This is a genomic window from Stenotrophomonas sp. STEN020 (assembly GCF_056760195.1).
Map to the genome: position 1 here is coordinate 25,143 of NZ_JBRREI010000039.1, position 19,860 is coordinate 45,002.

The following is a 19,860-nucleotide window of genomic DNA, read 5'->3' on the forward strand; positions in this document are numbered from 1 at the left end:
GCCGGATCCGGATGGAATGAGCAGGCTTTTTAGAGACGTCGAAGGCGGGGTGTTGTTCCCGCAGGGAAGCGTGGTCTGCATTGGTGCCTTCGATGGCCTGCACCTGGGCCATCGGGCGCTGGTGCGCCACGCAGTTGCCCGTGCCCGCGCCTTGGGTGTGCCGGCCGTGGCCTTGGGCTTCGAGCCGCTGCCGCGCGAGTTCTTCGCCAAGGACAACCCGCCGCCACGCTTGATGCTGGCCCGTGACAAGGTCGCCACGCTGCGTGAGCTGGGGGTCGACAGCGTCGGCCTGCTGCGCTTTGACGCCAAGATGGCGGCGATCACCGCCGAGGACTTCGTCCGCGACATGCTGGTGCGCCGGCTGGGTGCGCGTGAAGTCTGGATCGGTCCCAAGTTCCATTTCGGCAACCGCCGTGGCGGCGATATCGCGCTGCTGCAGGCGATGGGCGCCGAGCTGGGCTTTGTCGCCGGCGAGATCGAGCCGGTGCACCTGAACGGCGAGCGTATTTCCAGCACCCGCATCCGCGAGCTGATCGTGGCCGGCGAGTTCGCCCATGCCGGCGAATTGCTGGGTCGTCCGTATGCGATCGGTGGCCGGGTTGTGCGTGGGCGCCAGCTCGGGCGCACCCTGGGCTTCCCTACCGCCAACTTGCGTTTCCCGAAAACACCCGCACTTTCTGGTATCTACGCTACGTGGGTGCACGGCGTGTTCGAGCAGCCATGGCCGTCGGTGTCGAGTTTCGGTACCCGTCCCACGGTTGAAGGCGTGGAGCCGCTGCTTGAGGCACATCTGTTCGACTTCAATGGCGACCTGTACGGCCGTCACATCGAAGTGGAATTTGTCGCCAAGCTGCGGGATGAAGAGAAGTTCAACGATCTGCCGGCGTTGACCGAGCAGATGCACCGCGACGCAGAGCAAGCGCGTCGCATCCTCAACGAACACAGATTGCGAGCTACCGCGTGAGCCAGGATTACAAAGCCACCCTTCATCTGCCAGCAACGGAATTCCCGATGCGCGGCGATCTGCCCAAGCGCGAGCCGGGCATCCTGGCACGTTGGGAAGAGCAGGGCATTTACGCGCAGCTTCGTGAGAATGCGAAGGGCCGCCCGCTGTTCGTGCTGCACGACGGCCCGCCGTATGCCAATGGCCAGATCCACCTGGGCCACGCGGTCAACAAGATCCTCAAGGACATCATCGTCAAGTCGCGCTACATCGACGGCTTCGATGCGCCCTACGTGCCGGGCTGGGATTGCCACGGCCTGCCGATCGAAATCGCGGTCGAAAAGAAGTGGGGCAAGGTCGGCGTCAAGCTTGATGCCGAGCAGTTCCGGCAGAAGTGCCGTGAGTACGCCGAAGAGCAGATCAACCTGCAGCGCGCTGATTTCAAGCGCCTGGGTGTGATCGGCGATTGGGAAAACCCGTACAAGACGCTGAGCTTCGACTTCGAGGCCAATGAAATCCGTGCGTTGGCCAAGATCGTCGCCAACGGCCATCTGGTGCGCGGCGCCAAGCCGGTGCATTGGTGCTTCGACTGCGGCTCGGCACTGGCTGAAGCTGAAATCGAATACCAGGACAAGACCTCGCCGGCGATCGACGTGGCGTATGCCGCGCGTGATTCCAAGGCGCTGGCCGCCAGCTTCGGCGTCGAGCTGCCGGCCGGTGTGGAAGTGGCGGTGCCGATCTGGACCACCACGCCGTGGACGCTGCCGGCTTCGCTGGCGGTGTCGCTCGGTGCGGACATCGAATACGCGCTGGTCGAAGGCCCAGCCCACAACGGCCAGCCGCGCTGGCTGGTGCTGGCCTCGGCGCTGGCCGAACGCTCACTGGGCCGCTACGGCGTGGCCGACGTGGTCGTGCATGGTCATGCCAAGGGTTCGGCACTGGAAAGCCTGCTGCTGGCACACCCGTTCTATGCCAACCGTGACATCCCGTTGCTCAACGGCGAACACGTGTCCGATGCCGACGGTACCGGTGCGGTGCATACCGCGCCTGGCCACGGTCAGGAAGATTTCGCGGTCAGCCAGCAGTACGGGCTGATGGACAAGTACAACGCTGGCCAGATCAATCCGATCGACGGCGGCGGTGTGTATCTGCCGTCGACGCCGCCGGCTGGCACCGTCGAGCTGGCCGGTCAGCACCTGTGGAAAGCACAGCCGCTGATCGTCGAAGTGCTGCGCGAAAGCGGCGCACTGCTGGCCTTCTTCGAAATCCAGCACAGCTACCCGCATTGCTGGCGTCACCGCAAGCCAGTGGTGTTCCGCGCCACCCCGCAGTGGTTCATTTCGATGGACAAGGCCAATCTGCGCGACGACGCGATGGCTGCCATCGACAACGTGGGCTGGTTCCCGAGCTGGGGCAAGGCGCGCATCAGCAGCATGGTCGACGGTCGCCCGGACTGGTGCATCAGTCGCCAGCGTACCTGGGGCGTGCCGATCGCGCTGTTCACCCATCGCGAAACCGGCGAGCCGCATCCGCGCAGCGTCGAGTTGATGCAGCAGGTGGCCGACCGCGTGGAGCAGGGCGGCATCGACGTCTGGTACTCGCTGGACGCCACCGAACTGCTTGGCGATGAAGCCGCCCAGTACGAAAAGGTCACCGACATCCTCGATGTCTGGTTCGACTCCGGCGTGACCCATGAAGGCGTGCTGTTGGCACGTGGCTACGGCAAGCCGGCCGACCTGTACCTGGAAGGTTCCGATCAGCACCGCGGTTGGTTCCAGTCCTCGCTGCTGACCGGCGTAGCCATCGACAAGCATGCGCCGTACAAGCAGTGCCTGACCCACGGCTTCACCGTGGACGAGCACGGCCGCAAGATGTCCAAGTCGTTGGGCAACGGCATCGAGCCGCAGGAAATCATGCGCACCCTGGGTGCGGACATCCTGCGCCTGTGGATCGCCTCGGCTGACTACAGCAACGAGATGTCGCTGTCGCAGGAGATCCTCAAGCGCAATGCCGATGCCTACCGTCGTCTGCGTAACACCGCGCGCTTCCTGCTCGGCAACCTGGACGGCTTCGACCCGGCCCAGCATCTGGTTGCATTGCCGGACATGGTCGCGCTGGACCGCTGGATTGTGCATCGCGCGTTCGAGCTGCAGGAGAAGATCAAGGCTGCCTACGCCAACTACAACATGGCCGAGATCGTGCAGCTGCTGCTGAACTTCTGCAGCGTCGATCTGGGCTCGTTGTACCTGGACGTGACCAAGGACCGCCTGTACACGATGCAGGAAGATTCACGCGGCCGTCGTTCGGCGCAGAGTGCGATGTTCCATATCGCCGAAGCGTTCGTGCGTTGGGTTGCGCCGATCCTGACCTTCACCGCCGAAGAGCTGTGGGGTTACCTGCCGGGCAAGCGCGTCGACAACGTGCTGTTCTCCACCTGGTATGACGGTCTGGCGCCGTTGCCGGCCGATGCGCAGCTGACCGCCGCTGACTTTGATCAGCTGCTGGCGCTGCGTGAGCAGGTCTCCAAGGTGCTGGAGCCGATGCGCGCCAATGGCGCCATCGGTGCCGCGTTGGAAGCGGAAATCACCGTCGCCGCCAACGAAGAGCAGGCAGCACGCTGGCAGCCGCTGGCCGAGGAGCTGCGTTTCCTGTTCATCAGTGGCGATGTCAGTGTGCGCCCGGCAACCACCGATGAGGTGTTTGTCAGTGCGCAGCCGACCGATAAGTCCAAGTGCGTGCGTTGCTGGCATTACCGCGCCGATGTCGGCTCGGTTGAGGCGCATCCGGAGCTGTGCGGCCGTTGCGTGAGCAATATCGACGGCGTCGGCGAAGACCGTCGCTGGTTCTAAGCAAAGCACCAGGCGAAGCGGGTGAGAAGCCTCTCATCCGCTTCTTCGCAGTCCACTACAGGCGTATTACATGCAAGCAAAGGCTGTTAAACCCAATGCGTTGATCTACCTGCTGGTATCCGTGGCCGTGATCGGCTTGGACCAGTGGAGCAAGGCCTGGGTGTTGTCCAGCCTGCCCGAGTTCAGCCCGGTGCCGGTGATCGATGGTTTCTGGAACTGGTACCGCACCTACAACACCGGAGCGGCATTCAGCTTCCTCAGTGATGCCGGTGGCTGGCAGCTGTGGTTCTTCACCTTTCTGGCCATCGCAATCAGCGGCCTGATGGCGTTCTGGCTGTCGCGCACGCCGCGCGCCAACTGGCGCAGTGCGCTGCCTTACGCGCTGGTGATCGGTGGCGCCATCGGCAACGTCATTGACCGCCAGATTCATGGTCACGTCATTGATTTCATTCAATGGTATGTAGGTGACCATTATTGGCCGTCGTTCAACATCGCCGACGCGGCGATCGTGGGCGGTGCCATCGGTATCGCCTTGATGGGCTTGCTTGACGGCAAGGCCGAAAAAAAGGCCGGATGATTTCGGCACCTGTTCCCGCATTTGCGACCGTCAGCGGTCGGAGTCGTTGAAGATGGACGTATTGCTCGCCAATCCCCGTGGTTTCTGTGCCGGTGTAGACCGTGCCATCGAGATCGTCAAACGCGCCATCGAAACCCTGGGCGCGCCGATCTATGTGCGGCATGAAGTGGTGCATAACCGTTTCGTGGTCGATGATCTGAAGGCACGCGGCGCTATCTTCGTTGAAGAACTCGATGAAGTGCCGGACGGCAATACCGTCATCTTCAGCGCGCATGGTGTGTCTCAGGCGGTGCGTATTGAAGCTGATCGCCGTGGCCTGAAAGTATTCGACGCCACCTGCCCGCTGGTGACCAAGGTGCATCTGGAAGTGGCCCGCCACTGCCGTGCTGGCCGCGATGTGGTGCTGATTGGGCACGAAGGCCATCCCGAAGTGGAAGGCACCATGGGACAGTGGAGCCGCGAGAACGGCAAGGGCAACATCTATCTGGTCGAGAGTGTTGAAGACGTTGAGGCGCTGCAGGTTTCGCAGCCGGAAAACTTCGCCTTCACCACCCAGACTACTTTGTCGGTGGATGACACCCGTGCGGTGATCGACGCGCTGCGCAAGCATTTCCCGATGGTGCAGGGGCCGAAGAACGACGACATCTGCTACGCCACGCAGAACCGTCAGGATGCGGTGCGCGACCTGGCTACCCAGTGTGATCTGGTGCTGGTGGTGGGTTCGCCGAACAGCTCCAACTCCAACCGTCTCAGCGAACTTGCACGTCGTGAAGGCGTGGAGTCCTATCTGATCGATGGTGCCGACGAGATCGACCCGCAATGGGTAGTTGGCAAGCAGCATATCGGCTTGACCGCCGGTGCCTCGGCACCGCAGGTGCTGGTAGATGGTGTGATCGCACGGCTGCGCGAACTGGGCGCTGGCAACGTCCGCGAAACCGGCGGCGAGCCGGAAACCATGGTGTTTGCGCTGCCCAAGGAGCTGCGTCTGCGCCTGGTGGATTGAGTGCCTGTGCGCAATTGTTTCTGATCAAGCCGACCCTCTAGGTCGGCTTTTTTGTTCATGGTGACGGCAAAGCAGGAATGTCTGGCGTGTTGAACAGATCACTCATGTGCTTGGCGAGAAAATCAATGAAGACGCGCACGCGTGGCACCTGTGCCGACATCGGTGGCCATACCAGGAAGATGCCGGTTGGTGCGACGGCATGGTTGCTCAGGACCTCCCGTAGTTGGCCGTGGGCGATCTCTTCGCACACCATGTAGTCGGGTAGCTGCACGATACCGAGTTCGGCCACAGCTGCGCTCGCCAGTGCGCCGGCATCATTGATGGCGTAGTCCGGAGTGAGCGGCTTTGGGATTGCCATGCCCTGGAACCGCCATGGTTCCATTCGTTCGCTGTCCCGGTGGCGATAGTAAAGACAGCAATGGCTGCGCAGATCGGAGGGATCCACGGGTGTGCCATGCTTTGCGAGATACGCTGGCGAGGCGCAGGTGACAAGCGCATACGCCCCCAGTCGGCGCGCCTGCAGACTGGAGTCCTCGAGTTCTCCGGCCCACAGCGCCAGGTCATAGCCTTCCTCGATGATATCGAGTCGGTACGCATCAAGACTGAGCGCGACGTTGACCTCTGGGTAGCGGGTGTGGAAGTCATGCAGTGCGGGCAATACAAATTTGCGCCCGAGGACTGTGTTGGCGGTGATCCTCAAGCGCCCGCGCGGTGTGCTTTGGCGCATGTCCAACTCATGCTCCGCTTCCTGCAGATCCTTCAGTACCTTGTCCACGTAGTGATACAACACCTCGCCTTCGCCGGTGAGTGCGAGCGAGCGGGTGGTGCGATTGAGCAGGCGCGTACCCAAGCGCAGCTCCAGTCGTTCGACGGCTTTGCCCACGGCCGATGCCGACAAGCCCAGTTGCCGCCCAGCTGCGGAAAAGCTGCCAGCACGCACCGCCGACGCGAACGCGATCAGGCCGTTCAGTGATTCCAACGATGAGAGGACTGAGGACATTTGTTCCTGAGTGTGATGACTCGTGCACGGATTCCGCCCGCGCCGCATTCGTTCGAGGATGGCCACCATGGTTCCGTTGCCCACAGTATTTGCATCAACGCGTTTGCAGGTGGCGGGAGGTGGCTTGAAGGGCTTGCTGCAAGGAGGTGTTCGCCATGGCTACTCGGCAAAAATACGCGGGTACAGGCGTACAGGTGCATGGTGACAGTGCGCACGCTGTGGCGACATCAGGCGACGCGCACTATGACGTGGTGATTGTCGGTGGTGGTTCGGGCGGGGCGGTGATGGCGAGCCGGCTCAGCGAAGACCCGTTCCGCCGTGTGCTGCTGATCGAGGCCGGTCAGGCCTATGCGCCGGATGCTTATCCAGATGCGGTGCGCCTGCAGAACATTATCGGTGGCGATGGCGCACACGATTGGGGCTATTCGGCCGAGCCAAATATCTATGGCACGACGATGCCGGTTCCGCGCGGCAAGGTGCTGGGGGGCTGCTCGGCGGTCAATGCGGGTGTGGCGATGCGCGCACCGGCCGGTGACTTCGAGCGCTGGACCGCGGCCGGGCTTGAGCACTGGGCTGCGCAGGATGTGTTGCCGTTCTTCCAGCGTAGCGAGCGCACCGTACATGGTGACGATGCCTTTCATGGCCGCAGCGGGCCGTGGCCCATCCATTACCTGCAGGATGATGAAGTTTCGGACATGCAGCGTGCCTTTGTCGCGTCTGCTGTACACGCGGGTTTCGCGAAGGTGACCGACTTCAATGGCGACCAACCCTTCGGTGTTGGCCCGTACCCGATGAACAACCGGATGGGGCAGCGGCTCAATACCGGCATGACCTATCTGTCGCTGGATGTACGCATGCGGCCCAACTTGACCATCCGCAGCCAGACCCTGGTTGACCGGGTTGGGTTTGAAGGCAGGCGCGCGGCTGCGGTGGTGTTGGCCGATGGGCAGCGCATCGAAGCCGACAACATCGTGCTCAGTGCGGGAACCTATGGCACGGCGGTGATCTTGCTGCGCTCGGGTATTGGGCCGGCAAAGGATCTGCTGGCGCTGGATATCGATGTGGTGGCGAACCTGCCAGTTGGGCAGCGACTGCAGGAGCATCCATTTTTCTATACAACCTGGGCCGCGCGTCCAGACCGGCTTGGGCTGCCGGTTCCGCCGGTGGGCGCAATTCTGTGGGCGCAGTCATCCAGGGCGGCTGCCAATGTCGGCGACTTTCATGTTTCGGCAGTGCATTACGGTGATCCGGAAGCATCGCCCACCGGTGCCATCTTCATGCTGGCGTTGGCGCTTACCCGGCCGCGTTCGCTGGGTACTGTGAGGCTGCGCTCGACAGCGCCGGATGCGGCGCCTGTCATCGCGCTCAATCTGCTGGCCGAGGCGCAGGATCGCCAGTTGATGGTGGAGGGCATCGAGCTGATCAGGCGCATCGCCAGGCAAGGACCACTGGCGGCATTGATTGCCGAGGAAATGGTGCCCGGTGCGCTGTCGACCTCGTACGAAGCCTTGGAGGCGGCGCTGCCGACTGCGTTGGATATCTACCACCATCCCACCTCGACCGCGCCAATGGGTGGTGCCAACGATAAGCATGCGGTACTCGACTACCAAGGGCGTGTGCGCGGCATTGATGGTCTGCGTGTTGCCGATGCCTCGGCGTTCCCGGATGTGCCCTGCGTTGCAACCAACCCAACGGTGATCATGTTGGCTGAGCGCATCAGCCAATGGATGCGGGATGCAGACAGCTGATGTGGCGCACCGAGCTCGCGCCGCGGCTGAAGCGCACTGCGCTGATCTGGTTGGCGGTGTATCCCACCGTGCTGACGGTGGTGAGCGTGCTCGGCCCGTATTTCAGACAGTGGCCGTTGCCGCTGCGGGTACTGGGATCGACGCTGATCATCGTGCCGATCGTTGTCAACATCAGCGCGCCGCTGGTACAGGCGGCGGTATCAGCGGTGGGGCGCTATTGGGCGGCAGACAAGGAACGTCCGGCAGGTCATGACTAGTCAATGTGTGGAGTTACCATGAGCGATGCAATCAAGTCACCAGAGCAACTGCGCCGAGCAGCCAACTGGATAAACGGCATTCCGCGCTTTGATGGTGTGCTCAAGGATTCGATAAATCCGGCTACGTACGAGGTGATTGGTAGCTACCCGGACAACGGCCGCGCGGCGGCGATGGCAGCGGTGTCTGCGGCATCGCAGGCGTTCCAGCAGACCCTATGGGCGCACGACCATGAGCTGCGTGCACGGGTGCTGGAACAGTTGGCGCAGGCATTCGAACGCAACCGTGACCGGCTTGCGGAGATCCTGTCGTTGGAGAACGGCAAGATAACTGCCGAGGCCGCATTCGAGCTGGACATGGTGCCGAGCAAGCTGCGCTATTCGGCGGCGACGGCGATGCTGGAAGCGGGGCGCTCGCTGCGGCCAAAACCCGGCCGACTGTCGATGATTCTGCGCCAGCCCATGGGCGTGGCTGCAGTGATCGCGCCGTGGAATTCGCCCGTGGTATTGACCATCCGTTCATTGGCGCCAGCGCTGGCTGCGGGCTGTACTACGGTGATCAAGTTGCCTTCGCAGGTAGCGCAGACCGCCAGCACCATGGCCAAGATCATGGCCGAGGCCGAATCCTTGCCGCGTGGGGTGATCAATCTGTTCTTCGAAAGTGGCCCGGAAGGTTCCAGCTATCTGGTAGATACACCACAGGTGCCGGTGGTGAGCTTTACCGGCTCCACCAGCACCGGCCGCGCGATCAGCAGCTCCGGCGCAAAACATCTCAAGCGTTTCGGCATGGAGTTAGGCGGCAAGACGCCGATGATCCTGTTTGAAGACGCCGATCTTGGTCAGGCGCTACCGGTGATAGAGAAAGCATTGACGGTATTCAGTGGCCAGTTCTGTATGACCGGCTCACGTCTGTTGGTGCATGACCGCATCTACGACGCGGTGCGCGATGGCATGGGCGCGCGCCTGCGCATGGTCAAGGTTGGGCCTGCGGCCGACCCGAGCAGCGACATGGGGCCTCTCATCGACCGCGCAAATGTGGAGCGGGTGGATGCAGTGGTACAGGAAGCGATCAGTTCCGGTGCGATCGTGGTGGAACGGGGTGGCCCCATTACTACCGGCCCGCTGCGCAAGGGCGCGTTCTTCCGGCCGACCTTGCTGGAAGTGTTCGATAACGCGCTGCCGATCATCCAGCAGGAAACCTTCGGCCCGGTGCTCACCATTCAGCGCTTCAGCGATGAGGCACAGGCGATCCGCCTGGCCAACGACAACGAATATGGATTGGCCGCCAGCGTATGGACGCGCGACGTGGACCGCGCACTACGTGTGGCCGAGGCACTCGATGCCGGCTCGGTCTGGATCAATGACTGGGCGCGGGTGTTTGACGGCACGGAGGAGGGCGGATTCAAACAGTCAGGGCTGGGGCGGCTCAATGGATTGGCCGCGCTGGAAGATTTTCTTGAGTACAAACACATAGCGCTCCACCCAGGTCTGGTCGAGCGCTGAACAGCGTCGTACGTCCGCGAGCTGCTGTTAGCTGCCACGGCGTTGCGGTGCGAGGACACGGCGATGGCGACAGACATGTCGCAGGCGTTGTTCGCTGCCCTGCAGTTCGGGGCAAAAGTTGCGGCCGGTGGCCGAGTGAATCATGCGCGCGGCCTGCTGGCGGAGGGGCACTTCCGCGCCACCCCAACCGCACCGCAGTTCTGCATGGCTGCGGTATTCGGCGGCGAAGATCTGCGCGTGCTGGCGCGCTTCTCAAGCTCGGGCGCCAATCCACATATCGATCAGCGCAACCCCGCGAGCGAACCGCGCGGCCTCGCGCTGCGGATCGGCAACAAGGCGGCGATGGTGCTGGTCGGGCATTCGCTTGATGGTTTCCCGGCCGGTGATCCCGAAGCGTTTCTCGCCTTCCTGAATGCCGTGAACCAGCGCGAGCGCGCGCCAGCGATGCTGGCCGCACAGATGGCCGGTTGCCCGGCTGTCGCGCACTTCGAGGAATTGCGTGCGGGCGCAATGACCAGCAGCTTCAGTGCCTTGGATTACCACATGCTGCACGCCTACCGGCTGATCGCCCCGGACGGACACGCACGGATCGGCCGCCTCAGCGTGCGCGCGACCAAGCCCTACGTCGCCCGCGCACCGCCAGACGGCCCGGACTACCTGGACAAGCGTATGCGCGGCGAACTGTCCAAAGGCAGCGTGGTATTCGCCCTGCTGTTCACCCCGGTGCCCGAAGGCGAGGACCCGACCGACATCACCCGCAGCTGGGACCCAGCCGCACCCTCGTTCGCGTTGGGCCATATCTGGCTGGAGCGGCTGCTGCCACAGCAGGCCAGCCAGCGCAAAGTGGCCTTCGATCCGGCGCTGTTGCCAGCGGGGATAGGGTTTGCTGGTGACCCGATGTTGCATGCGCGGCTGCGGGCTTATCGGTTGGCGGCGGCAAGGCGGCTGGGGCGGTAGATGCGGGGCGGCGTTGGATTGCGCGTAGCGGCGTTCGGTTCCCGCTGCGGTGAGGGTTGTTGGCTCGGGCTACCGGCAAAGTGTGCCAGCGACAATCGCCGGAAGGCTTGGGACAGCCTTGTGCGCCGTGCTGATTGACCGCAGCTCCCCGTTTTGCCTACAATTCGCGCCTTCGCCGGAATAGCTCAGTTGGTAGAGCGGCGCATTCGTAATGCGTAGGTCGTAGGTTCGATTCCTATTTCCGGCACCAGATCAGGCCCGCCTTGTGCGGGCCTTTTCTGTGGGCGCTGCCTGGGGTTTGCTTGCGCGGCGAAGCAGGTGGTCCTGGCGGTATCGTCGTTGCGGCTGATCAGAGCGCAAGGCTGGCCGTGCTTTACCAGATGCGCCCGCGGGCATGAGGTCGGTGACTGGGGCGGTGGGTGCTGTCGCGCCGACTGCGATACGCGTGCTCGGAGCGTACTGGGCCGGGCAGGCTGAACACGATGGGCGATGGTGACCGCGAGCGGGCGAATTCGGCGAGCTTTCGCGCTTCGCCGGGCCTGACGCGCCAGATGTGATGAAGGTCAGCGTGCTGCAGCGTGCGGGCGCGGGCTTTGCTGAATCTGTCCTGCCAGCGCACAGGTGCGACAACGTGTCGCACAGGATTGCCCGCTTTTGCTGCGCGAAATCATTGTCAATACCTTTCTTAAGTGGTGCGTGAAGGCCTAAAATTGCGGGGCTGAAATCTGACAACCCCCTACATGTCTCCCCGGTGGGCAATCCCCGGGCGCTTGTTTGCGTTTGCATGTATGGGCTTGCCAGGTCCGGCTCTCCCTCGCAATTGGATCGACCGATGATTCCGTTGAAAACTCTTGGACGCTTTTTGCGTCCGGGCCTCATTGTCGCTATGGCCGTCATGATGACGGGCTGCGACTGGGCCCTGTTTGACCCCAAGGGCCAGATCGCCCGGGACGAACTCACGCTGCTCATCACCTGTACGGTGCTGATGCTGCTGGTGGTCATTCCTGTGATCGTGCTGACGCTGGTGTTCGCGTGGAAGTACCGCGCATCCAACACCAAGGCCCGTTATGAGCCCAACTGGTCTCACTCCACCGCCATCGAAGTGGTGGTCTGGTCGATCCCGTGCATGATCATCCTGGTCCTGGCCGTGCTGACCTGGCGTTCTTCGCATGCGCTGGATCCGTACAAGCCGCTGGAGTCTGATACCAAGCCGGTGGTGATCGAAGCGATCTCGCTGGACTGGAAGTGGCTGTTCGTCTACCCGGAAGAGAACATCGCCGTGGTCAACGAGCTGACCTTCCCGGTTGATGCCCCGCTGAACTTCAAGATCACCGCCGATACGGTGATGAATGCGTTCTTCATTCCGCATCTGGGCAGCATGATCTACTCGATGGCCGGCATGGAGACCAAGCTGCATCTGGTTGCCAACGAAGCTGGCAGCTATGAAGGCCTGTCCTCGCATTACAGCGGCGCCGGCTTCAGCAAGATGCATTTCACCGCGCACGCGGTGAGCAACGAGGAATACCAGGCCTGGTTGGCCAAGGTTCGCGGCGACGCCAAGGTGCTGGACCAGAAGTCCTTCGCCGAACTGGGCGCCGAGAAGAACCACGACTGGTACCCGGTGACCTATTACGGCAGCACCGAGAAGGGCCTGTTCAACACCATCATTGCCAAGCACGCCGGTGAGAACCACCACTTCGGCATGAAGCACGATGGCAAGAAGATGTCGCACGAAGGTGCTGGCCACGAGGCGATGCAGCCTGAAGCCATGGACCACGCTGCGATGGGCCACGAAGCAATGGACCACGACGCGATGGATCACGCCGCCATGGGCCATGACGCTCCTGCCGCCGCTGCTCCTGCTGCTGCCGCCGAGGCTGACGGCCACGCCGGTCACACTGCCAACGAGCCCGCCGAAGCCGCACATGCCGGCCACGGCACCTCGGGAGAATGACGATGCTTGGAAAACTCTCTCTTGATTCACTGCCGCACGATCCCATCGTGCTCTCCACCCTCATCGGCGCGATGCTGGGCGGCCTGGCTGTTGTAGCCGCGGTCACCAAGTTCAAGCTGTGGGGTTACCTGTGGAAGGAGTGGTTCACCTCGGTGGACCACAAGAAGATCGGCGCGATGTACCTGATCGTGGCGTTCGTGATGCTGCTGCGCGGCTTCTCCGACGCGATCATGATGCGTGCCCAGCAGGCGGTTGCCGCTGGCGGCGCCGAAGGCTATCTGCCGCCGCACCACTACGACCAGATCTTCACCGCCCACGGCGTGATCATGATCTTCTTCGTGGCCATGCCGCTGATCACCGGTTTGATGAACTTGGTGGTGCCGCTGCAGATTGGTGCCCGCGACGTTGCCTTCCCGTTCCTGAACTCGCTGAGCTTCTGGCTGTTCGTCGCAGGCTGCGGCCTGATGATGATTTCGCTGTGGATCGGTGAATTCGCCGCGACCGGTTGGTTGGCCTTCCCGCCCTTGTCAGGGTTGGAATACAGTCCAAGCGTAGGTATGGATTACTACATCTGGGCCCTGCAGGTATCAGGCCTGGGTACCACGCTGAGCGGTATCAACTTCTTCATCACCATCCTCAAGATGCGTAGCCCGGGCATGAAGCTGATGCACATGCCGGTGTTCAGCTGGACCGCCCTGGTCACCAACCTGCTGATCATTGCTGCCTTCCCGGTGTTGACCATCACCCTGGTGCTGCTGACCCTGGATCGTTACCTGGGTACGCACTTCTTCACCAACGATGGTGGCGGCAACGCCATGCTGTACATCAACCTGATCTGGATCTGGGGTCACCCGGAGGTCTATATCCTGGTGCTGCCGGCATTTGGTGTGTTCTCTGAAGTGATCGCCACGTTCTCGCGCAAGACCCTGTTCGGCTACAAGGGCATGGTCTACGCCACCTGTGCGATCGGTGTGTTGTCGTTCCTGGTGTGGTTGCACCACTTCTTCACCATGGGCTCGGGTGCCAACGTCAATGCCTTCTTCGGCATCACGACGATGATCATCTCGATCCCGACCGGCGTGAAGATCTTCAACTGGCTGTTCACGATGTACCGCGGCCGCGTGCACTTCACCTCGCCGGTGTTGTGGACGATCGGCTTCATGGTCACCTTCACCATCGGCGGCATGACCGGCGTGATGCTGGCGATCCCGGCCATCGACTTCGTGTTGCACAACTCGCTGTTCCTGATTGCCCACTTCCACAACGTCATCATCGGCGGCGTGGTGTTCGGCATGTTTGCCGGTATCACGTACTGGTGGCCGAAGATGTTTGGCTTCACCTTGAATGAGACCTGGGGCAAGCGTGCATTCTGGGGCTGGTTCATCGGCTTCTACGTGGCCTTCATGCCGCTGTACGCACTGGGCTTCATGGGTGCTACGCGTCGTATGCAGAGCTACCCGAACATGGACTACCAGCCGTACTTCGTGGTTGCCGCCATCGGCGCTGCGATCATCGCCCTGGGCATCCTGTGCCAGGTGATCCAGATCGCCGTGTCGATCCGCGACCGCAAGAAGAACGCTGACCTGACCGGCGATCCGTGGGATGCCCGTACCCTGGAGTGGGAAACCGCTTCCCCGGTGCAGTTCTACAACTTCGCCACCCTGCCCAAGGGTGAGGAGCTGGACGAGTTCTGGCACCGCAAGCAGCGCGGCGAAGCCTGGCAGAAGCCGGCCAAGTACAGCGACATCCATATGCCGAAGAACACCGGCACTGGCGTTGTGATCGGCGCGTTCAGCCTGGTGCTGGGTTTTGCGATGGTCTGGCACATCTGGTTGCTGGCCATCATCGGCCTGGTCGGCATGATCGCCACCTTCATCTACCGTACCTTCGACAAGGACGTGGATTACTGGGTGCCGGCTGCCGAGGTGGAACGTATCGAGAACGAACACCGTAAGCACCTGGAAGCTCAGGGCTTGGTGAAGACCGAGGTGAAGGCATGAGCACGAACGCCCACACGATGACCCACGGTTCCGCAGCGCACGCTGCGGACCATGGCGATGACCATCACGAGCATCACGACACCAGCGAGAACACCGTCTTCGGTTTCTGGGTGTACCTGATGAGCGATCTGCTCATCTTCGCCACCCTGTTCGTGACCTACGTAGTGTTGTCCGGCGGCACCAATGGTGGCCCGTCGGCCAAGGATCTGTTTGAACTGCCGTTCGTGGCGTGGGAAACCGCGCTGCTGCTGGTGTCCTCGCTGACCTTCGGCCTGGGCATGATCGCCATGCACCAGTCCAAGAAGGGCCTGATGTTCTTCTGGCTGGCCATCACCTGGCTGCTGGGTGCCGGCTTCATGGGCATGGAAATCTGGGAGTTCAACCACCTGATCCACAACGGCCACGGCCCGGACAAGAGTGCCTTCCTGTCGGCGTTCTTCGCCCTGGTCGGTACCCACGGTCTGCACGTGACCGCTGGTCTGCTGTGGTTGGCGGTGATGTTCGTCCAGCTCAAGCAGGATGGCCTGACCCCGCGCAACAAGACCCGCATGGCGTGCCTGAGCCTGTTCTGGCACTTCCTGGATCTGGTCTGGATTGGCGTGTTCTCTGTCGTTTATCTGTCGGGAGCGATGTAATGTCCGCACATGACAATCATGCACACGGTGCCGCTGGCGAGAGCCACGGCAGCGTCAAGTCTTACCTGATCGGCTTCGTGCTGGCTGCCGTGCTCACCATCATCCCGTTCTGGGTGGTGATGAGCGGTGGCATGTCGAGCTTCGCCACCGGCGCGGTGATCGTGGTTGCAGGCATCCTGCAGCTGCTGGTGCACCTGGTGTTCTTCCTGCACCTTGACCGTTCCTCGGCTGCGCGCTGGAACGTCAACGCCGGCATGTTCACCCTGGTGGTGATCGGCATCATCGTGCTGGGCACGCTGTGGGTCATGTGGAACATGAATCACCACATGATGCACTGAGCGGCTTGATCACTTGATGCATAACAAAGGCCGCCGCAAGGCGGCCTTTGTTTTTTTTTTGTAGTGCCGAGCCATGCTCGGCAAGGGCGTTCCCAACAAACCATCAGCCAACCGCAGTTGTGGGAGCGGCGTAAGCCGCGAAGCAGGAATGCCTTCAGGAATCGGCATTCTTGAGATCTGGTGATCCACCAGCTTCGCGGCTTACGCCGCTCCTACAAGCGAATTGAAATTATTGGTGAAGCCCCCGCCGAGCATGGCTCGGCACTACGCGCAGTTGCGGCCTGGCTTCAGCCGTTGCTGCTGATGAAATCCGCTGCCGCCACCGGTCGGCCCAGGTGGTAGCCCTGCAACACATCACAACCAAGTTCACCGAGGAAGTTGCGTTGCGCCTCGGTTTCCACACCTTCAGCGACGACCTGTAATTGCAGCGTGCGGCCCAGCGCGATGATCGAGGAGACGATGGCCGCATCCTCGCTGTTGTGCTCCAGGTCGCGGACGAAGGCACGGTCGATCTTGAGTTCCGTCGCTGGCATGCGCTTGAGGTAAAGCAGGCTGGAGTAACCGGTGCCGAAATCATCGATGGCGATGCGTACGCCCATCGCGGTCAGGGCTTCCAGTATCTGCAGGCTAGCGTCCACATCTTTCATCGCGGTGCTTTCGGTCACTTCCAGGGTCAGCTGGCGTGGGTCCAGTGCATGGCGCTCAAGTGCGCAGCGCACAGTCTCCACCAGTGTCGGCGAGGCGAACTGCAACGGCGACAGGTTCACTGCCATCGACCAATCCGTGTTGCCGGCGTCATGCCAGCTACGCAGCTGTGCGCAGGCCGCGTCCAGCACCCATTCGCCAATCGGGATGATCAGGCCGCTGCGCTCGGCGACGGGAATGAAGACATCGGGCGATAGCAGGCCCAGCTCGGGATGGTTCCAGCGCAGCAGCGCTTCAGCGCCGTTGGCGCGGCTACCACCGGCCGGGAACTTGGGCTGGTAGTACAGCACCAGCTCATTGCGCGTGGTGGCGTGGCGCAGGTCCTGCAGCAGGCGCAGGCGCTGGCGGGTGCCGGCCTGCATGGTCGAGGTGAAGAACGCGTGGCCGTTCCGGCCGCTGTGCTTGACGTGATACATCGCCGCATCGGCATGCATCATCAACTCGCGTTCGTTGCTGGCATCTTCCGGATACAGCGCGATGCCGATGCTGGTGCTGACCAGCAGCTCGGCATTGTCGATCAGGAAAGGCTCACTGATGGCGGCGCTGATCTGCTCGGCCATCAGCGCGGCATCGTCGGGCGTATCGATCGCCATCACGATGACGAACTCATCGCCGCCGAGGCGAGCGAAGGTGTCCTGGCTGCGCAGCAAAGCGCTGACTTTTTTGCTGAACTGCACCAGCAGGCGGTCACCGAGCTGGTGGCCGTAGGCATCGTTGACGTTCTTGAAACCGTCCAGGTCGCAGAACATCAAGGCCAGGCCGAACCCGCTGCGGTCGGCTTTTTCGATCGCGCGCTCAATGCGGTCCTGCAGTAGCACCCGGTTGGGCAGTTGGGTCAGCGGGTCGTGCAGCGCGGCCTGCACCAGCTTTTCATTGGCGTTGGCCAGCGAATGGGCCAGCAGGCCCGTGCGCAGCCGCATCTGACCGTCGAATACCGAGGCCAGCAGGGCGACCGCCAGGGTGGCAATGGTGGTGACGATGACCAGGCCTGCGAGCAGGTGCGTATCCAGCCCGCCGGCGCTGATGGCGCCGCAGATGCTGCCAGCGGGGAAGCGTGCGGCGGCCATGCCGGTGTAGTGCATGCCGACGATGGCCACACCCATCACCAGTGATGCCAGCAGGCGCATCGGCAACAGGCGGGGCTGCTCATGGCGCAGGCGCTGCGCGATCCACAATGCCGCTGCCGAGGCGCCAATGGCGATCAGGATCGAAGCGGTGAACCAGGCAGGGTCGTAATCAATGCCTGGTTGCATCCGCATTGCCGCCATGCCGATGTAGTGCATCGCGGCGATGCCCAGTCCCATCAGTACCGCACCTGCCAGCAGGCGGCTGACTGGCAGCCGTTGCCGCGATACCAGCCACAGCGCATACATGGAAGCGGCAACGGCTGCGGCCAACGAGTAGGCGGTCAGAAACAGGTCGTAGCCGACCGGGATCGGCAGCTTGAAAGCCAGCATGCCGATGAAGTGCATCGACCAGATGCCCAACCCCATCGCCACGGCGCCTCCCACCAGCCAGATGCGTGCAGCCCTGCGGCTTTGGCTGCTGGCAACGCGCGAGGACATGTCCAGCGCGGTGTAGGAGGCAAGGATCGCTACCAACAGCGAGACGACGACGAGGCCCTGATTGTAACTGCCGATCATGCGGATTCCTGGAGCATCAAGACGGAGCAGAGCCCCACTTACCTAGCGGCAGCGGCGGCGGGGACTTTAGTTGTCGCAGCCTTTGCGACATCGGTGGGCTATCCTGCGGCGCTGACGCAGATAGGAATTTTCATGGCCAAGACCCGCAGTGCATACGTCTGCAGCGAATGTGGCGCCGAGTACAGCAAGTGGCAGGGCCAATGCACCGAATGCGGTGTATGGAACGTGCTGAGCGAGATCGTGCTCGAGACCGCCGCCTCGGCAAAGGCGCCGGCAGCACGCCGCAGCGGCTGGGCCGGCAAGGTCGAGGCGCCGAAGATCACCGCCTTGAAGGATGTACAGCAGACCGAACATCTGCGGGTTTCCACCGGCATCAGCGAGTTCGACCGGGTGCTGGGTGGTGGGCTGGTGGAAGGCGCGGTGGTGTTGGTTGGCGGCGACCCGGGTATTGGCAAGTCCACCCTGCTGCTGCAGGCGGTGGCCAAGATGGCCAGCAGCTTGCCGGTGCTGTACGTCACCGGTGAAGAGTCGCTTTCGCAGGTGGCTGGTCGTGCGGTGCGTCTGGACCTGCCGCTGGAGGGCATCAACGCACTGTCCGAGACCGGTGTCGAGAACATCCTGCAGCACGCGGTGAAGGCGCGGCCCAAGCTGATCGTCGCCGACTCGGTGCAGACGTTGTGGACCGAGGCGCTGACGGCGGCGCCGGGTTCGGTCAGCCAGGTGCGCGAAAGTGCAGCGCGGCTGGTCCGCTTTGCCAAGGAAACCGGCACTGCCGTGTTCCTGGTCGGCCATGTCACCAAGGAGGGCGGTATCGCCGGCCCGCGTGTGCTGGAGCACATGGTGGACGCGGTGCTGTACTTCGAAGGTGAAAGTGGCAGCCGCTTCCGCATCCTGCGCGCGTTCAAGAACCGCTTCGGTGCGGTCAATGAGCTGGGCGTGTTTGCGATGGGCGAGAAGGGCTTGAAGGAAGTGCCCAATCCATCGGCGATCTTCCTGTCCGGTGGCAGTACCCGCCAGCCCGGCAGCTGCGTGATGGTGACCCGCGAAGGCACGCGCCCGTTGCTTGTGGAGGTGCAGGCGCTGGTGGATTCCTCACCGCTGTCCAATCCGCGCCGGGTGGCGGTCGGTCTGGAGCAGAACCGGCTGGCGATGTTGCTGGCGGTGCTGCACCGTCATGGTGGCGTGCTGGTCGGCGATCAGGACGTGTTCGTGAATGTGGTCGGTGGCATTCGCGTGCAGGAAACCGCCGTCGATCTGCCGGTGCTGCTGGCGGTGCTGTCCTCGCTGCAGGACCGACCGCTGGCGGAGAAGACCATTGCGTTTGGCGAAGTGGGTTTGTCCGGCGAGATCCGCCCGGTGCCCAATGGTGAGGATCGCCTGCGCGAAGCGGCGACGCATGGCTTCAAACGCGCAATCGTGCCCAAGGCCAATGCGCCGAAGGCCGGCACGGTGAAGGGCATGGAAGTGATTGCGGTGGAGCGGCTGTCGCAGGCGCTGGAAGCGGCTATGGAGTAAGCGGCGACTGTAGTGCCGAGCCATGCTCGGCAGAGGCCTTGCCAAAGATCCAGCCCGTAGGAGCGGCGTCAGCCGCGAAGCTGATAGTCGATCCGATCCAAAGGTGCCTGTAATTTCATTGTTGCCAGCTTCGCGGCGGACGCCCCTCCCCCAAGATGCAGGGGGGGCGCTGGTTTTCTGGGTTTGGCCCATGCCCGCAAGGCTCGGGCCAAAACGTGTAGGCTCAGCCGCGGCCC

General features: G+C 62.6%; 15 protein-coding genes and 1 tRNA gene. 14 read left to right on the forward strand and 2 right to left on the reverse strand.

Features of this window, described 5'->3' with window-relative positions:
- Positions 1–16: 16 nt before the first annotated feature.
- From ACVOLZ_RS15590 to ispH, 4 genes are all read left to right on the forward strand, one after another.
- Positions 17–964, forward strand: a complete 948-nt coding sequence (locus tag ACVOLZ_RS15590; RefSeq protein WP_303747036.1) for a bifunctional riboflavin kinase/FAD synthetase — start codon at positions 17–19, stop codon at positions 962–964.
- Positions 961–3,792, forward strand: a complete 2,832-nt coding sequence (gene ileS / locus ACVOLZ_RS15595) for an isoleucine--tRNA ligase (RefSeq protein WP_481516926.1) — start codon at positions 961–963, stop codon at positions 3,790–3,792. The genes ACVOLZ_RS15590 and ileS overlap by 4 nt, the downstream gene beginning before the upstream one ends.
- A 70-nt stretch (positions 3,793–3,862) precedes the next feature.
- On the forward strand, positions 3,863–4,369 hold the full coding sequence (lspA, locus tag ACVOLZ_RS15600) for a signal peptidase II (RefSeq protein ID WP_481516927.1): 507 nt from the start codon (positions 3,863–3,865) through the stop codon (positions 4,367–4,369).
- Between the two features lie 52 nt (positions 4,370–4,421).
- Positions 4,422–5,372: a 4-hydroxy-3-methylbut-2-enyl diphosphate reductase gene (ispH, locus tag ACVOLZ_RS15605; RefSeq protein WP_481516928.1), complete on the forward strand. Its 951-nt coding sequence runs from the start codon at positions 4,422–4,424 to the stop codon at positions 5,370–5,372.
- A gap of 55 nt (positions 5,373–5,427) precedes the next feature.
- On the opposite strand, the gene ACVOLZ_RS15610 is transcribed toward ispH, so the two are convergent.
- The gene (locus ACVOLZ_RS15610) at positions 5,428–6,372 is read right to left on the reverse strand and encodes a LysR family transcriptional regulator (RefSeq protein WP_481516929.1); all 945 of its coding nucleotides are present in this window, start codon (positions 6,370–6,372) and stop codon (positions 5,428–5,430) included.
- A 155-nt stretch (positions 6,373–6,527) separates the two neighbouring features.
- Between ACVOLZ_RS15610 and ACVOLZ_RS15615 the strand changes: the two genes are divergently transcribed.
- From ACVOLZ_RS15615 to cyoD, 9 genes are all read left to right on the forward strand, one after another.
- Positions 6,528–8,120 (forward strand): GMC family oxidoreductase, encoded by a 1,593-nt coding sequence (locus tag ACVOLZ_RS15615; protein ID WP_481516930.1) that lies wholly within the window; start codon positions 6,528–6,530, stop codon positions 8,118–8,120.
- Positions 8,120–8,377, forward strand: a complete 258-nt coding sequence (locus ACVOLZ_RS15620; protein ID WP_481516931.1) for a hypothetical protein — start codon at positions 8,120–8,122, stop codon at positions 8,375–8,377. Before ACVOLZ_RS15615 ends, ACVOLZ_RS15620 begins: the two co-directional genes overlap by 1 nt.
- An 18-nt stretch (positions 8,378–8,395) precedes the next feature.
- Positions 8,396–9,877 (forward strand): aldehyde dehydrogenase family protein, encoded by a 1,482-nt coding sequence (locus ACVOLZ_RS15625; RefSeq protein ID WP_481516932.1) that lies wholly within the window; start codon positions 8,396–8,398, stop codon positions 9,875–9,877.
- A gap of 63 nt (positions 9,878–9,940) precedes the next feature.
- Positions 9,941–10,834 carry a catalase gene (locus ACVOLZ_RS15630; protein ID WP_481516933.1) on the forward strand — a complete coding sequence of 298 codons (894 nt, stop codon included), beginning with the start codon at positions 9,941–9,943 and terminating at the stop codon, positions 10,832–10,834.
- A gap of 174 nt (positions 10,835–11,008) precedes the next feature.
- Positions 11,009–11,084, forward strand: a tRNA-Thr gene (locus ACVOLZ_RS15635).
- Positions 11,085–11,666: 582 nt separating this feature from the next.
- Complete coding sequence (cyoA, locus tag ACVOLZ_RS15640; RefSeq protein WP_481516934.1) at positions 11,667–12,788, forward strand: ubiquinol oxidase subunit II; 1,122 nt, start codon at positions 11,667–11,669, stop codon at positions 12,786–12,788.
- Positions 12,789–12,790: 2 nt separating this feature from the next.
- Complete coding sequence (gene cyoB / locus ACVOLZ_RS15645) at positions 12,791–14,788, forward strand: cytochrome o ubiquinol oxidase subunit I (RefSeq protein ID WP_481516939.1); 1,998 nt, start codon at positions 12,791–12,793, stop codon at positions 14,786–14,788.
- Positions 14,785–15,423, forward strand: coding sequence for a cytochrome o ubiquinol oxidase subunit III (gene cyoC, locus ACVOLZ_RS15650; protein WP_481511135.1), 639 nt, complete (start codon positions 14,785–14,787; stop codon positions 15,421–15,423). The genes cyoB and cyoC overlap by 4 nt, the downstream gene beginning before the upstream one ends.
- Positions 15,423–15,761: a cytochrome o ubiquinol oxidase subunit IV gene (cyoD, locus tag ACVOLZ_RS15655; protein WP_282271076.1), complete on the forward strand. Its 339-nt coding sequence runs from the start codon at positions 15,423–15,425 to the stop codon at positions 15,759–15,761. The genes cyoC and cyoD overlap by 1 nt, the downstream gene beginning before the upstream one ends.
- A 287-nt stretch (positions 15,762–16,048) precedes the next feature.
- Here the strand turns inward: cyoD and ACVOLZ_RS15660 are convergent, their stop codons facing one another.
- On the reverse strand, positions 16,049–18,109 hold the full coding sequence (locus ACVOLZ_RS15660; protein ID WP_481516935.1) for a putative bifunctional diguanylate cyclase/phosphodiesterase: 2,061 nt from the start codon (positions 18,107–18,109) through the stop codon (positions 16,049–16,051).
- A gap of 132 nt (positions 18,110–18,241) precedes the next feature.
- Here ACVOLZ_RS15660 and radA point away from each other — a divergent pair, with 132 nt between their 5' ends.
- A complete protein-coding gene (gene radA / locus ACVOLZ_RS15665) occupies positions 18,242–19,624 on the forward strand; it encodes a DNA repair protein RadA (RefSeq protein ID WP_481516936.1) in 1,383 nt (460 codons plus the stop codon).
- Positions 19,625–19,860: the final 236 nt, after the last annotated feature.